Origin of the sequence: Bradyrhizobium sp. RDM12, assembly GCF_051917485.1 — a bacterium.
Classification (GTDB): domain Bacteria; phylum Pseudomonadota; class Alphaproteobacteria; order Rhizobiales; family Xanthobacteraceae; genus Bradyrhizobium.
This window is the reverse complement of the sequence record NZ_CM133064.1, coordinates 1,073,860-1,088,198: the sequence shown is the minus strand read 5'-3', so window position 1 is coordinate 1,088,198 and position 14,339 is coordinate 1,073,860. Positions and strand designations below refer to the sequence as shown.

Here is a 14,339-nt window from a genome sequence, read left to right as displayed (position 1 = left end):
GCAATGGCGCTATCACACCGCCCTCATAAGGTGAATGCCTGACCATGCCTGAATTGCCCGAAGTCGAGACTGTCCGCCGTGGCCTTCAGCCCGTTATGGAGGGTGCGAAAATCGTCGTTGCGGAGGCCCGCAGGCCCGATTTGCGCTTTCCGTTCCAGTCCGATTTCGTGGCCCGGCTCCAGGGACAGATCGTCACGGGGCTCGGCCGCCGCGCCAAATATCTCATGGCCGATCTCGCCTCCGGCGACGTGCTGTTGATGCATCTGGGCATGTCGGGCTCGTTCCGCGTCATCAAGCCGGACAACGACGCGGCCCCCGGCGAGTTTCATTATCCGAGGGTAAGGACTCCGCGCACGACCACGTGCTGTTTCGGATGTCCTCGGGTGCCGACATCGTCTTCAACGATCCGCGCCGCTTCGGTTACATGAAAGTGATCGCGCGCCACGCGCTCGATGACGAGCCGCTGCTGCGCGATCTCGGTCCAGAGCCGCTCGGCAACGAGTTCGATGCCGCGATGCTGGCGCGCGCCTGCGCCGGCAAGACCACCAGCCTGAAGGCCGCGCTGCTCGACCAGCGCGTGGTCGCAGGCCTCGGCAACATCTATGTCTGCGAAGCCCTGCACCGCTCGCATCTGTCGCCGCGCAGAATCGCCGCGACGCTGTCAACGAAGGCCGGACAACGCAAGGGCGTTGCCGGGGGCGAACCGACGGATCACGCCAAGCGGCTGGTCGGCGCGATCCACACCGTGCTGAACGACGCCATCAAGGCCGGCGGCTCCTCGTTGCGCGACCACCGCCAGACCTCGGGCGAGCTCGGCTATTTCCAGCACTCGTTCAAGGTCTACGACCGCGAGGGTGAAAATGCACGACGCCGCGCTGCGGCGGCACGATCAAGCGCTTCACCCAGAACGGCCGCTCGACCTTCTGGTGCCCGAGATGTCAGAAGTGAAAATTCGGTTCACGGCCGCGAGGCCGTGAGTTTCTGTGAGGACGACGATGTCAACCGGCGTCATTGCGAGCACAGCGAAGCAATCCAGAGTCCCTCCGCGGAAAGATTCTGGATTGCTTCGCTACGCTCGCAATGACGAGGCAGCATTCCGTCTGCCGCCGACATGACCTGATCGATCAGCATGTCGCCGGCGGAGAACTCGAGACGGGTTTCGATCCAGCGCCAGAGGCCGCGGATCTCCTCGGTCGACTTGCCGTTCGACGCGAATTCGTTGACCGCAAGGCCTGAGGCGAGCGAGTCCCGGTGATCGTTGCGTATTACGATCAGGGGGCGCGAGAGCACCTCCGCGAGATCGAGCGCGGTTTCCTCGGCAAGTGTGTTGGCCGCGTTGTCGATGCGCTGACCGCGGATCGGCGTCTGGTTCAGCACGAAGTCGTAGGGCCGCTTCCAGGCGCGCGCGACGCTGAGGGTGGAGACGGTCGCCTCGCCTGGGTCCAGGGGTAACGCCACGCGAACGTGCATCGCTTCTCGATGCTGAGCTTTTCTCGCTCGGGACGTGCATTGCCCGATCCAAAGAGGACCGCGGATGTCCGAATCCACGCTAACGGTGATGGCAGAATCGGGAATGCCAGCTAATCTGTACCATTACTGGACCAGTCATCCTGCGTGTGATGTGCTCGCCGCCGTGAACAAGAGGGACGGGCGGCATGAGCGGCAACTGGCGCGACCGGACGGCAACCACCTTTGACTGCCAGAAGATGCCGGCGGTCTCGAGCCGCGGCATGGTGGTGAGCAACCATCCCCTGGCCTCCAGCGCCGGGGCCGAGATGCTGGCCGCCGGCGGCAACGCGATCGATGCCGCGATCGCGACCCTGTTCACGCTCACCGTGGTCGAGCCGATGATGGTCGGCATCATCGGCGGCGGCATGGCGCATATCCGACTCGCCGACGGCAGCCACCGCTTCATCGACGGCCAGAGCACGGTGCCGGCTGCGGTTCGCGACACCACCTATACCTCCAGGCCGGGCTCTGCCCATGACGTGTTCGACACCGTCGGCAACGAGAACCTCAGTGGCCCGAAGGCCGCCGCCACGCCAGGCTCGCTGAAAGCCTGGTGCGAGACGCTGCGCCGGTTCGGCACCATGTCCTCGCCGACGTCATGCAGCCCGCGATCAAGCACGCCGCGCGCGGCTATGCGGCGACGCCCTATCTGCACGAATGCATCAGCGAGAGCGCCGCCGAGATGCGCAAGGACAAGCCGATCGCGGCAATCTATTTGCCTGATGGAGAACCCTTGAAGGTCGGTGAGCGCGTCGTGCAGGCCGAATATGCCGAGACACTTCGTACTATCGCCGAACACGGCGAGACCGCGCTCTACGAAGGGCCGCTCGGCGACATCGTCGTCGACTACATGGAAAGGACCGGCGGCTTCATCCGACGTGGCGATCTCACGGCTTACAAGACCGTCGAGCGGCAGCCGATCCGTGCCGACTATCGTGGCTGGACCATTTTTGGGCCGCCGCCGCCCGCGGCCTCCGGCGTGCACATCGCGCAGATGCTGAACATTCTTGAAGGCTACGACATCGCTGGCCTCGGTTTCGGCACATCGGAGACTATCCATTACCTTGCCGAGGTCCTGAAGATTGCTTTTGCCGACCGCGCCGCCGCGAGCGGCGACCCGGATTATGTTGGTGTGCCCGTGGAGCAGCTGACGTCAAAAGCCTATGCCGAGGAACGCCGCCGCGCGATCGATCCGCTGCGGGCGCAGGCTTTGGCGCCGGCGTGACGCAACTCGAAAGCGCGCACACCACGCACATGACGGCTGCAGATTCCTTCGGCAACGTGGTCGCGACCACGCAGACCATCAACAATCTGTTCGGTGCGAAGATCATGATCCCGGGTCTCGGTGCCATCGCCAACAATTACATGAACCTGTTCGATCCGCGGCCCGGCCACGCGCTGTCGCTCGCGCCCGGCAAGCGCGTCACGACCTCGATGTCGCCGATGATGGCGCTCCGCGACGGCAAGCTGCGCTATGCACTGGGCCTCCCCGGCGGAAAGCGCATCTTTCCGAGTGCGATGCAGGCGCTGCTCAATCTGATCGACCACGGCATGACCTTGCAGGAGGCGGTCGAAGCGCCGCGGGTCTGGACAGAGGGCAACGTGCTCGAGGTCGAGCAGAAGGTGCCGGAGAGTGTTCGTACGAAGCTCGCCGCGCTCGGCCACCAGGTTCAGCCCGTCGCGACGGTTGCCGGCGGCATGAACGGCATCGCCTTCCATGACGACGGGAGCATGACGGGGCCGCTTGCTGGCGCGCGGACGGCACGCCGGTTGGGATTTCGGGCGGCCTTGCGCGCGCTGGCGTCAGGTTCAGGCTGAGCTGATCATTATTTCCGCACGCAGATCACGCGGACGACCGCCGCCTTCGCGTCGGTTGACGTGCCGTTCGCAATAACGCCGTTCGCCTTCAGGAAATCGCGTACCGCATCTGCTGCGACCATCACGGCCTGCGACGCCGGCACCGCAGTTGCAGGTCCCGCAACCATCGCCGGCTTCAACAGCGCAATGCCGGAGAACTTGCCGTCGGCGTCGATCGCGGGGCCGCCGGAAAATCCAACCGCGGGCGGTGGCGACAGCGCGGCATCGCCGCCACCGACAGAAGCGAGCGCCGCCTTGAAGCTCGACACACCGGCTGCGCCGCCCTGGCTCTGCGGATCGGCGATGCCGACGAAGTCGACACTTGTCTTCGCCGCTCCGCCGGCGAGGCTGAGCGGCCTCAGGCCGCGTGCGCCATAGATGTGCAGCAGCGCGAGGTCGTGCTCCTTGTCCTCGGCGAGACGATCGGCATTGCCGTAGCCGCCGATGGTGATAGCGAGACAGGAATCCGTGACGAGACGGTCGGCCAGAATCGCGCCGTCATCGGTGACGACGATGCCGGTGCCATATTCGACGGTTTTGCGCGGCGGCGGTCCGACTGGCGGCCCCGACGGGAACGCATTGAATGCGCTCGACATTGCGATCACGACCGGCTCGACCGTGTTCTCGGTCGCTTGGTCGTACAAGATCGTCATGATGCGGACTTCGTCGCCCTTGAAGGTGCCGCGCACGTAAAACTTCTTCAGGCCCTGCAATCCTGACAGCACGAAGAAGTCGGGCTTGACCACGGTGTAGTCGACCTTGCGCCCGGCCGGCTCCTTCTTTTCGGCTTCGGCAAGCTTCGCTGGGGTCGGATTAGCCTCCTTGCGACGGCTCAGCAGCACCTGCACCGTTCCGGTCGGCGAGCTCCATTTCGCGCCGTTGGCGTCGGTGGCCTGCTGCGGCACCAGTTTTGAGGGAATGCCGAGCCGTGCGCCGCTGGTCATCTCCGTCACGATCTTCCAGCCGACGCCGTCCTGCTTGCGCCGCGCGGTCTCGGCGAGCGCGGCGCGCTCCTGCGGATTGAGCACGCCGGTCGGCTTGCCGCCTTTGGCTTTCTGGTACTCCTTGATGGCTTCGACCATGCGCGAACTGACGTCGCCGGTGATGGCGCCGTTATATTCGCCGACCCAGGCGAGGTCGGATTGAGCGACAGCCGCTCGGCCTGCGCCATCCCATCCGCGGTTTCCGACGGCGTTTGCAGTGCGGGCGGCTTGATCGGAACGGTCTGGACCAGCTTCGGCTTGGTGCCGGGGACCTGCGGCGTCGTCATCTGGGCGCTCGCGCCTGTGGCAGACGCCAACATCAGTGTTGCCGCAAGCATCGATCTCATGACAAATCCAGCCAGCCCATTGAACGCGCCGCTATTGAAGCACATCTCGTTGGTCGCGAACAATGTTGCGGTGGTTCAGGAGTAGAACAGCTTGCTCAGCCCGGACGAACTCGAACGCTATGCCCGCCATATCGTGCTGCGCGATGTCGGCGGCCCGGGCCAGGCTGCGCTGAAGCGGGCCTCCGCGCTGGTGATCGGCGCCGGCGGCCTCGGTGCGCCCGCATTGATGTATTTGGCCGCCGCTGGTATCGGCACGCTCGGTGTGGTCGATGATGACGTTGTCTCGCTGTCCAACCTTCAGCGCCAGGTCATCCATACGACGCCTGACATCGGCCGGCACAAGGTCGAGAGCGCGGCCGAGCGGATTGCGGCGCTCAATCCGCATGTCCGCTTCGTCGGCCACGCCACCTGGCTCAATGCCGACAATGCGCTGAGCCTGCTCGGCGACTACGACCTCGTGCTCGACGGCTCCGACAATTTCTCGACCCGCTATCTGGTCTCGGATGCCTGTTTCTTCGCGAAGCGGCCGCTGATATCAGCGGCGCTCGGCACCTTCGACGGTTCGCTCACCACCATCCGCGCGCATGAGACAAACGAGCAGGGCGAATTCAACCCGACCTATCGCTGCCTGTTTCCGGAGGCGCCCCCGCCCGGCACCGTTCCGGCCTGCGCGGAGGCCGGCGTCATGGGCGCGCTTGCGGGCGTGATGGGCTCGATGATGGCGCTGGAGGCGATCCGCGAAATCGTCGGTTTTGGCGACGGCCTGGTCGGCCGTCTCCTGATGATCGATGCGCGCGCGATGCGCTTCGAGACGCTGCGTTACGCGCGCGATCCGGCCAATCCGCTCAATGGCGATGGACCGGTCATGACTGACCTCAGTGCCCATCGCACCTGATTGAAGCTGCTACGGAGTGGCTGGCTTCTCGCTGTCGAGATGCGCCATCTGCTCGGCCGCATAGCGCGTGCCGGCGGCAACGTTCGGCGGAAAGGCCTTTGCCAGCGCGCTCAGATGAGCCTGCGTCAGCGTCACCTCGGTGGCGCCGAGCGCCTCGGTGAGACGGTTGCGGGTGCGGGCACCGATCAGCGGCACGATCTCCTTGCCCTGCGCCGCCACCCAGGCGATCGCAACCTGTGCCGGCGTCGCCCCGATCTCGCCCGCGATGGCGCGCAGCCGCTCCGCCAGTGCAAGATTCGCCTCAAGATTCGGACCCTGGAAGCGCGGGCTCATCAGCCGGTAGTCGCGGCCGATCTTCCCTGACTCCTTCGACCAATGGCCGCTGATCAGGCCGCGCGCCAGCACGCCGTAAGCGGTGATGGCGATGCCGAGCTCACGGCAGGTCTTGAGGATGTCGCGCTCGATGCCGCGTTCGATCAGCGAATATTCGATCTGGAGATCGACGATCGGATGCACGACATGCGCGCGGCGGATGGTGTCGGAGCCGACCTCGGACAGGCCGATATGCCTGATGTAGCCGGCCTTCACGAGATCAGCGAGACCGCCGATCGTCTCCTCAATGGGAATGTTGGGATCGAGCCGCGCCGGTCGGTAGACGTCGATGTAGTCGGTGCCGAGTCGTTGCAGCGAATAGGCGAGGAAGTTTCTCGTCACAGCCGGCCGCGAATCGAACCCAACGAATTCGCCGGCGGGGCCGCGCAGCGCGCCGAACTTCACACTGAGCTGTACCCTGTCGCGGGGGACGTCCGTCAGCGCCTCGCGGATCAGCATTTCATTGTGGCCCATCGCGTAGAAATCGCCGGTGTCGAGCAGCGTGATGCCGGCATCGAATGCGGCGTGAATCGTGGCGATGGCTTCGCCGCGATCGGTGGGGCCGTAGACCTCGGACATGCCCATGCAGCCGAGACCGAGGCCCGAGACTTCAGGGCCGGTTGAACCAAGTTTGCGCTGTTCCATGAAGGCTCTCTTCGAAAAGGCGGCGCCTGAAGGACCGCGTGACGAGGGCACATATGCGCCTGCCCCATTGCTGCGATAAGCTGGACAATGCGGAATGGCTTGTTCAGTATAACAAACAATGGCTCCTGACCTCCGCGATCTCGATGCCTTCGTGGCGATCGCCCGCACCCGCAATTTCCGCCGTGCGGCAGTCGAAATTCGTGTGTCGGTGTCGAGCCTTAGCCAGCGGCTGCGCGCCCTGGAGGAACGCCTTGGCGTCCGCCTGATGAACCGCACCACCCGCAGCGTCGCGCTGACCGAGGCGGGGGAGTTGTTGCTATCGCGGGTGGCCCCGGCCCTGCGCGACGTCGGCGATGCCCTGGATCAGGTGCGGGGCCTGCGCGAGACCGCCTCGGGCCGGCTGCGCATCAATGTGCCACCGCCTGCGGTCGATCTCGTGCTGGCGCCGATGGTCGTTCCGTTCCTGCAGGCCTATCCGCAGGTCGATCTCGACATCGTTTCCGAGAGCGGCTTCGTCGATATCGTCAGCGCAGGCTACGATGCCGGCGTGCGCTATGGCGAGCATCTCGCGCAGGACATGGTCGCGATCCCGTTGAGCGGTCCGCAGCACTATGTCGTCGTCGCCTCGCCCGACTATGTCGCGCGCCGCGGCAGGCCGAAGCATCCGAAGGATTTGCTCGATCATGATTGCATTCGCGCGCGCTATTCGAGCGGCGTCATGCATGATTGGGAGTTCGAGAAAGCCGGCCAGATCGTGAAGGTCGATCCGCCGGCAAAACTGATTTCGACGAACATGGGTCTTGCGATGCGCGCCGCGCTCGGCGGCGCGGGTATCTGGGCAAGTCTCAACGGCTATGTCGCCGACGCCGTAAAATCCGGTGCCCTGGTCAGCCTGATGGAGGACTGGTGCGAGCCTTTCCCGGGCCCTTTTCTGTATTATCCGAGCCGACGCCAGGTGCCGCCCGCGCTGCGCGCCTTCATCGATTTCGTCGTCGACTGGCGCAAGCGCGAGACGCGCGGCAAATAGGCCTCAGAGCATGCTCGGTAGCACGCGATCCGGCGGCTTGTGGGCGTCGAGGAAGGTGCGGATGTTGATGATCACCTTCTCGCCCATCTCGACGCGGCCTTCGATCGTGGCTGAGCCCATATGCGGCATCAGCGTTACCTTGCCGGCTTTCGCAAGCCGCACCAGCTTGGGGTTGACCGCCGGCTCGTGCTCATAGACGTCGAGGCCGGCGCCGCCGATCTCGCCGCCTTCGATCAGCTTGATCAGCGTGTCCTCGTCGGTGACCCCGCCGCGCGCGGTGTTGACGATATAGGCGTCCTTGCGGATCAGCTTCAGCCGGCGTGCCGAGAGCAGGTGATAGGTCGCCGGCGTATGCGGACAGTTCACCGAGATGATGTCCATCCGCGCCAGCATCTGGTCGAGGCTTTCCCAATAGGTCGCGCCAAGCTCTTCCGCGATGACAGGCGCGACGGGACGGCGGTTGTGATAGTGGATCTGCAAGCCGAACGCGCGGGCGCGGCGTGCAACCGCCTGGCCGATGCGGCCCATGCCGATGATGCCGAGGCGTTTGCCGCCGATGCGATGGCCGAGCATCCAGGTCGGCGACCAGCCGGCCCAGGGTTTTCCCTCGGTCAGCACGGAAGCGCCTTCGATCATCCGGCGCGGCACCGCCAGTATCAGCGCCATGGTCATGTCGGCGGTGTCTTCGGTCAGAACCTTTGGCGTGTTGGTGACGGTGATGCCGCGGGCATGCGCGGCCTCGACATCGATATTGTCGACACCGTTGCCGAAATTGGCGATCAGGCGGAGCTTGCAGTCGGGCTGATTGACGATGTCGGCGCTGATGTGGTCGGTGACCGTCGGAACCAAGATGTCGGCGGTGCGCGCGGCCTCGGCGATCTGCTCGGCCGACATCGGTGTGTCGTCGAGATTGATGCGCGCGTCGAACAGCTCGCGCATCCGGGTCTCGATCGAGTCCGGTAGCTTGCGCGTCACCACAACGAGGGGCTTTTTCTTTACCGACATGTCCTGCCCTCATGAGGCGTTGCAGGCCGCCTCTGTCGCCAAAGGCCGGCCGTTGAGGCCTCATTAACCCGGTTGTTCGACACTGCCTCGGCCGTGTCGTCTCCGGCGTTTCCTTCAAGCTTTCCCCCCATTTTCCGGCCGGAAAATCGGGGCAAACCGGTTGTTCAGATGTCCGTCCTCTCTAGCAGAAGGCCGGGCCAAGACAAGAACCACGGGTTTGGCTTTGGGAACACCCGCGTGGGGCGGAGGGGGGGTATGCACGGCAGGTTTTGGAATTTGGGGTGAGGACCTGGTCTTGGCGGGTCTTCGACAGGAGACGGGTTGATGGCGTTGGGGCGTTTTTGTTCGGTGATGGCGCTCGTTTGCACCTGGTTGAGCGCCTCGGTCAGCCCCGGGCACTCGGCCAAGGACAACACGCCCCAGACGGCCAGCGGCCTTCCGGTGCCGCGCTATGTCAGCCTCAAATCGGATCACGTCAACGTTCGGGCCGGCCCGACCAAGGACAATGACGTGGCCTGGGTCTACACCCGGTCCGGCCTGCCGGTTGAAATCACCGCCGAGTTCGAGAACTGGCGCCGGGTGCGCGATTCCGAGGGTGCCGAGGGCTGGGTCTATCATTCGCTGCTGTCGGGCCGCCGCACTGCGGTGGTGACCATGAAGCACAAGGACGACCTCGCGCCGATCTATGACCGTGCCGATACCGACAGTGCGGTGGCCGCAAAACTCCAGGCCGGCGTCGTCACCCAGGTGAAAAAGTGCACCACGAGCTGGTGCCACGTCACCGGCAACGGCTTTGACGGCTGGATCCAGCAGGAGCGCCTCTGGGGCGTCTACGCCGACGAGCAGGTCAACTGACGGCCTGAAACGACAATGGCCGGGGCAAAGCCCGGCCATCACGAACTCAATTCGGTTTCAGGACGATCTCAGCGCTTCTTGCGCAGGCGCACGACCATGTCGATGCGCGCGATCTCGTAGCCTTCCGGCACCTCCGGCATCTTGGACAGCGCCAGATGCGGATCCTCGATATCGACCAGCTCGTGGCTGTTCTCGAGGTAATAGTGATGGTGCGTGGTGACGTTGGTGTCGAAATAGGTCTTGGTGCCGTCGACACTGACCTGACGCAGCAGCCCCGCATCGGTCAGCTGGTTCAGCGTATTGTAGACGGTCGCGAGCGAGACCGGGACCTTGGCCAGCGTCGCTTCCTCGTAGAGCATTTCGGCCGTGAGGTGGCGTGCACCCTTGCCGAACAGCAGCCAGCCGAGAGCCATGCGCTGGCGCGTCGGGCGCAGGCCGGCAGACTGCAGCATTTCATTGACGTCGTGCCAGGGGCAGCCGGTCAAGGCCGGCTGATGGCTGGACGGAAGCGCCGCCGCATGGGCGTCTTCGTCGCGATGGGTGGCGTTGTTTTCGCTCATTTCCAGTATTCGGGCACGCGTGAACACTATCTATTTGCAATATATGGACAGATAGATGCAGATGCAAGTTTCTCGCAACTAGAGCGGTTCTAATCAGTGGTGGAACCGGGCGGGGTCCCCGTCATTTTACCTTCATGGGATCGCTTTGCTACCCTAAAAGGCCTGTGTTAGAGAGCGCGCGGTTCCGCCTAACCGATTTTGGCGCAGCCGGGCATTGAGGTCCGGCCCGCAGCCGATCCGGCTCAGATTTGCGCCTGACGACGTCTATTGGCGTTGCTTTCCGAACAAGACGGGGCCCATTTTTGCCAGAAACGCCGCTCAATCGGGGTTCAAACAGAGGCTTCCGCATGCTGAACAGGCGCAACGGCTACGAATACGAAGATCTGCTGGCATGTGCCCGCGGCGAAATGTTCGGCCCGGGCAACGCCCAGCTGCCGCTGCCGCCGATGCTCATGTTCGACCGCATCACCGACATCAGCGACAATGGCGGCGAGTTCGGCAAGGGCGTGGTGCGCGCCGAGCTCGACGTGAAACCCGACCTCTGGTTCTTCGGCTGCCATTTCAAGAACGATCCCGTCATGCCGGGCTGCCTCGGCCTCGACGCGCTGTGGCAAATGGTCGGCTTCTATCTGGGCTGGAGCGGCGGCGAAGGTCGTGGCCGCGCGCTCGGCCTGAACGAATTGAAGTTCAGTGGCCAGGTGCTGCCCGAGGCCCGCAAGGTTGTGTACAACGTCGATATCAAGCGCGTGATGCGTTCAAAGCTCGTGCTCGGCATTGCCGACGGATGGCTTTCGGTCGACGACCAGATTATTTATCGCGCCAAGGATCTGAAGGTCGGCCTGTTCAAGCAGGGCACGAGCCTGGGCTAACGCGCATCACCAAGAAGACAACGATATAGGGCGAGGCTGTCATGAGGCGGGTTGTGGTCACCGGGATGGGTATCGTCTCGTCGATCGGAAACAACACCCAGGAAGTGCTTGCGAGCCTTCACGAGGCGAAGTCGGGCATCTCGCGGGCCGAGAAATATGCCGAGCTCGGCTTCCGTTCGCAGGTGCAAGGTGCGCCGACGCTCGATCCGTCGACCGTGGTCGACCGCCGCGCCATGCGTTTCCTCGGCCAGGGCGCGGCCTGGAATCACGTCGCGATGGAGCAGGCGATCCAGGACTCCGGTCTGTCGCCTGACGAAGTCTCCAACATCCGCACCGGCATCATCATGGGCTCCGGCGGCCCCTCGGCGCGCACCATCGTCGAGGCCGCCGACATCACCCGCACCAAGGGACCGAAGCGCGTCGGTCCGTTCGCGGTGCCCAAGGCGATGTCGTCCACGGCGTCGGCGACGCTCGCGACCTGGTTCAAGATCAAGGGCGTGAACTATTCGATCTCCTCGGCCTGCGCGACCTCGAACCATTGCGTCGGCAATGCCTATGAGACGATCCAGATCGGGAAGCAGGACGTCGTCTTCGCCGGCGGCTGCGAGGAGCTCGACTGGTCGCTGTCGGTGCTGTTCGACGCCATGGGTGCGATGTCCTCGAAGTACAACGACACGCCCGCCACCGCTTCGCGTCCCTATGACGTCAACCGCGACGGCTTCGTGATTGCCGGCGGTGCCGGTGTGCTGGTGCTGGAAGAGCTCGAGCACGCCAAGGCGCGCGGCGCGCGCATCTACGGCGAGATCGTCGGCTATGGCGCGACCTCGGACGGCTACGACATGGTCGCGCCATCGGGCGAAGGCGCCGAGCGCTGCATGCGCATGGCGATGTCGACGGTGAAGACCAAGGTCGACTATATCAATCCGCACGCCACCTCGACGCCAGCCGGCGATCCGCCGGAAATCGACGCGCTCCGCCGCGTGTTCGGCGCCGGCGAGAAGTGCCCGCCGATCTCGGCGACCAAGGCGCTGACCGGCCACTCGCTGGGCGCGACCGGCGTGCAGGAAGCGATCTACTCGCTGCTGATGATGAACAACGGTTTCATCTGCGAGAGCGCGCACATCCAGGAGCTCGATCCCGTGTTCGCCGACATGCCGATCGTGCGCAAGCGCATCGACAACGTCAAAATCGGCACCGTGCTGTCGAACTCCTTTGGCTTCGGCGGCACCAACGCCACGCTGGTGTTCAGCCGGCTGGACGTGTGAGCCCAGCACTCTGTCATGCCCCGCCTTGTGCGCAATTGCGCACTGGGGCGGGGCATCCAGTACGCTGCGGCTTTTCGATCTATCACGATCGTCTCTGGAATACTGGATCGCCCGCCCCAGTGCGTAATTGCGCACAAGGCGCGCGATGACCTCGGAATAGTGGGAGCTACGAGGCAATGGAAGGTTTGATGAAGGGCAAGCGCGGCCTGATCATGGGCATCGCCAATGATCATTCGATCGCCTGGGGCATGGCGAAGACGCTGCATGCTCATGGCGCCGAGCTCGCCTTCACCTTCCAGGAGACGCTCTCGGCAAGCGCGTCAAGCCGCTGGCGGAATCGCTAGGGATTGATCTGGTGCTGCCTTGCGACGTCGAAGACATTGCCACCGTTGACGCCACGTTCGACGTCTTGCGCGAAAGCTGGGGCAAGCTCGATTTCGTGATCCACGCGATCGGCTTTGCCGACAAGAACGAGCTGAAGGGCCGCTACGCCGACACCAGCCGCGAGAATTTCTCGCGCACCATGGTGATCTCCTGCTTCTCGTTCACGGAGGTCGCAAAACGCGCGGCCGAGCTGATGACGGACGGAGGCAGCATGATCACGCTGACCTTCGGCGCTTCCGAGCGATCGATGCCGAATTACAATGTCATGGGCGTGGCCAAGGCGGCGCTGGAAGCCTCGGTGCGCTATCTCGCGTCCGATTTCGGACCGCGCGGCATCCGCGTCAACGCGATCTCCGCCGGGCCCATCCGTACGCTCGCCGGCTCCGGGATCGGCGAGGCGCGCGCGATGTTTGCCTTCATGCAGAAGCACTCGCCGCTCCGCCGCGGCGTCACGCTCGACGAGCTCGGCGGCTCGGCGCTGTATCTGCTGTCGGATCTCTCCGGCGGCGTGACCGGCGAAATCCACTACGTCGATTCCGGCTACAATATCGTGCTGATGCCGAGGCCGGACGATCTGAAAGCCCCGGAATAGGACTCCGTAGAGTGGGCAAAGGAGCGCAAGCGACGTGCCCACCATCTCTCAACAATTATAATATGGACGGTGGGCACGGCGCGTTGCGCCTTTGCCCACCCTTCGAGAGTTGATTTTAGCCAGCCGCGATCTTCTCCGCGCGCTGGAACGCCGGGCGCGCCATGCAGCGCGCGATATAGGCATCGAACGCGGCGCGCGACGGCACCATCTTGAATAGGCGCACCGCGAAATTGAGCCCCGAGCCGACCGTGATGTCGGCCGCGGAAAATTCCTCGCCGAGAATCCACGGCCCCTTTTCGAGCGCCGCTTCCAGCACGTCGAACACCTGCGTCGCGCTGCCCCAGGCCGCGGTCGAGCTCGGCACCTCGATCTCAGTGAAGATCTGGATGATCGCCGGCTCGATGCAGCTCGGCGAGAAGAACAGCCATTGCAGGTAGCGCGCACGGCGCGGATCAGTCACATCAGGCGCGAGCTTCGTCTCGGGATAGCGGTCGGCGATGTAGGCGCAGATCGCAGCGGCTTCGCCGAGCGCGGCATCGCCATCGGCGAGCGCCGGCACCTTGCCCATCGGATTGACCTTCAAATAGTCCGGCGCCTTCTGCGCGCCGGTCGAAATGTCGGTCAGCACGCGCTCGTAGGGCAGGCCGCTTTCTTCCATCAGCCAGAGCGTCGAGAACGAACGCGAGCGGGGCGACCAATAGAGCTTGATCATTGGAGCGGACCTTTGTTCTTCCACCGGTAATACTTCATCATGAATCCGTTCGACGGCTCGATCTCTTCCTTCTCGAACACAAAGCCCTCGCGCTCGTACCAGCGCCAGGCCTTTTCGTTCTCGCGGACGCAGCGCAGATACATTTCATCCGGCATGTGGATGCGCGTGAAGGCAAGCAACTTACTCCCGATCGATTGCCCGTGATAGGCGGGCCCGACGAACAGCATATCGAGATAGAGTTTTGGCAGATCCAGCGCCAGCATCGCGGCGATCGTGCCGTTGTCGTCGGCGACGAACAGGCTCCAGCCGTTCTCGATCTCGCGCCGGATGCGCGCACGCAGGTTTGCCAGCAGGAACTCGCTCCCTTCGGCAAGTCCGGTCGAGACCCAACTCTCCATCCAGACGCGACCGATCTCGTCATATTCGTCGGGACGGGCCGGGCGGATGATCGGATCCGGCATC

At 64.1% G+C, this 14,339-nt stretch carries 10 protein-coding genes and 5 pseudogenes; 8 read left to right on the top strand and 7 right to left on the bottom strand.

The genetic code is table 11. From position 1 onward, the window contains the following. The first annotated feature begins 44 nt into the window (after window positions 1-44). Window positions 45-948: pseudogene (gene mutM, locus ACTGJ9_RS05085) on the top strand (bifunctional DNA-formamidopyrimidine glycosylase/DNA-(apurinic or apyrimidinic site) lyase). Window positions 949-1,008: 60 nt separating this feature from the next. On the opposite strand, the pseudogene ACTGJ9_RS05080 reads toward mutM, so the two are convergent. Then, a pseudogene (locus tag ACTGJ9_RS05080) lies at window positions 1,009-1,434 on the bottom strand (hypothetical protein); the annotation flags it as partial. 221 nt (window positions 1,435-1,655) lie between these two features. On the opposite strand from ACTGJ9_RS05080, the pseudogene ggt reads away from it, so the two are divergent. Further along, window positions 1,656-3,332: pseudogene (gene ggt, locus ACTGJ9_RS05075) on the top strand (gamma-glutamyltransferase). A 3-nt stretch (window positions 3,333-3,335) separates the two neighbouring features. Here ggt and ACTGJ9_RS05070 read toward each other — a convergent pair. Continuing rightward, a pseudogene (locus ACTGJ9_RS05070) lies at window positions 3,336-4,696 on the bottom strand (peptidoglycan-binding protein). A 91-nt stretch (window positions 4,697-4,787) separates the two neighbouring features. On the opposite strand from ACTGJ9_RS05070, the gene ACTGJ9_RS05065 reads away from it, so the two are divergent. After that, window positions 4,788-5,591: a HesA/MoeB/ThiF family protein gene (locus ACTGJ9_RS05065; protein ID WP_456676186.1), complete on the top strand. Its 804-nt coding sequence runs from the start codon at window positions 4,788-4,790 to the stop codon at window positions 5,589-5,591. 9 nt (window positions 5,592-5,600) lie between these two features. Here the strand turns inward: ACTGJ9_RS05065 and ACTGJ9_RS05060 are convergent, their stop codons facing one another. Continuing rightward, window positions 5,601-6,608: an aldo/keto reductase gene (locus ACTGJ9_RS05060; protein WP_456676185.1), complete on the bottom strand. Its 1,008-nt coding sequence runs from the start codon at window positions 6,606-6,608 to the stop codon at window positions 5,601-5,603. 118 nt (window positions 6,609-6,726) lie between these two features. Between ACTGJ9_RS05060 and ACTGJ9_RS05055 the strand changes: the two genes are divergently transcribed. Next, the gene (locus ACTGJ9_RS05055; RefSeq protein WP_456676184.1) at window positions 6,727-7,635 is read left to right on the top strand and encodes a LysR family transcriptional regulator; all 909 of its coding nucleotides are present in this window, start codon (window positions 6,727-6,729) and stop codon (window positions 7,633-7,635) included. Between the two features lie 3 nt (window positions 7,636-7,638). Here the strand turns inward: ACTGJ9_RS05055 and ACTGJ9_RS05050 are convergent, their stop codons facing one another. Next, window positions 7,639-8,640: a 2-hydroxyacid dehydrogenase gene (locus ACTGJ9_RS05050; protein WP_456676183.1), complete on the bottom strand. Its 1,002-nt coding sequence runs from the start codon at window positions 8,638-8,640 to the stop codon at window positions 7,639-7,641. Window positions 8,641-8,964: 324 nt separating this feature from the next. On the opposite strand from ACTGJ9_RS05050, the gene ACTGJ9_RS05045 reads away from it, so the two are divergent. Beyond that, window positions 8,965-9,495 (top strand): SH3 domain-containing protein, encoded by a 531-nt coding sequence (locus ACTGJ9_RS05045; RefSeq protein ID WP_456676182.1) that lies wholly within the window; start codon window positions 8,965-8,967, stop codon window positions 9,493-9,495. Between the two features lie 68 nt (window positions 9,496-9,563). Here the strand turns inward: ACTGJ9_RS05045 and irrA are convergent, their stop codons facing one another. Further along, complete coding sequence (gene irrA, locus ACTGJ9_RS05040) at window positions 9,564-10,055, bottom strand: iron response transcriptional regulator IrrA (RefSeq protein ID WP_456676181.1); 492 nt, start codon at window positions 10,053-10,055, stop codon at window positions 9,564-9,566. A 347-nt stretch (window positions 10,056-10,402) separates the two neighbouring features. Here irrA and fabA point away from each other — a divergent pair, with 347 nt between their 5' ends. The 3 genes and pseudogenes from fabA to fabI all read left to right on the top strand — a co-directional run bounded on the left by fabA (window position 10,403) and on the right by fabI (window position 13,165). Beyond that, window positions 10,403-10,924 (top strand): bifunctional 3-hydroxydecanoyl-ACP dehydratase/trans-2-decenoyl-ACP isomerase, encoded by a 522-nt coding sequence (fabA, locus tag ACTGJ9_RS05035; protein WP_456678442.1) that lies wholly within the window; start codon window positions 10,403-10,405, stop codon window positions 10,922-10,924. A gap of 41 nt (window positions 10,925-10,965) precedes the next feature. Next, window positions 10,966-12,189 carry a beta-ketoacyl-ACP synthase I gene (gene fabB / locus ACTGJ9_RS05030; RefSeq protein ID WP_456676180.1) on the top strand — a complete coding sequence of 408 codons (1,224 nt, stop codon included), beginning with the start codon at window positions 10,966-10,968 and terminating at the stop codon, window positions 12,187-12,189. A 176-nt stretch (window positions 12,190-12,365) separates the two neighbouring features. After that, a pseudogene (fabI, locus tag ACTGJ9_RS05025) lies at window positions 12,366-13,165 on the top strand (enoyl-ACP reductase FabI). A 115-nt stretch (window positions 13,166-13,280) separates the two neighbouring features. On the opposite strand, the gene ACTGJ9_RS05020 reads toward fabI, so the two are convergent. Both ACTGJ9_RS05020 and ACTGJ9_RS05015 read right to left on the bottom strand, forming a co-directional pair. Then, the gene (locus ACTGJ9_RS05020) at window positions 13,281-13,877 is read right to left on the bottom strand and encodes a glutathione S-transferase family protein (protein WP_456676179.1); all 597 of its coding nucleotides are present in this window, start codon (window positions 13,875-13,877) and stop codon (window positions 13,281-13,283) included. Next, window positions 13,874-14,338 (bottom strand): GNAT family N-acetyltransferase, encoded by a 465-nt coding sequence (locus ACTGJ9_RS05015; protein WP_456676178.1) that lies wholly within the window; start codon window positions 14,336-14,338, stop codon window positions 13,874-13,876. Before ACTGJ9_RS05015 ends, ACTGJ9_RS05020 begins: the two co-directional genes overlap by 4 nt. Between the last annotated feature and the right edge of the window lies 1 nt (window position 14,339).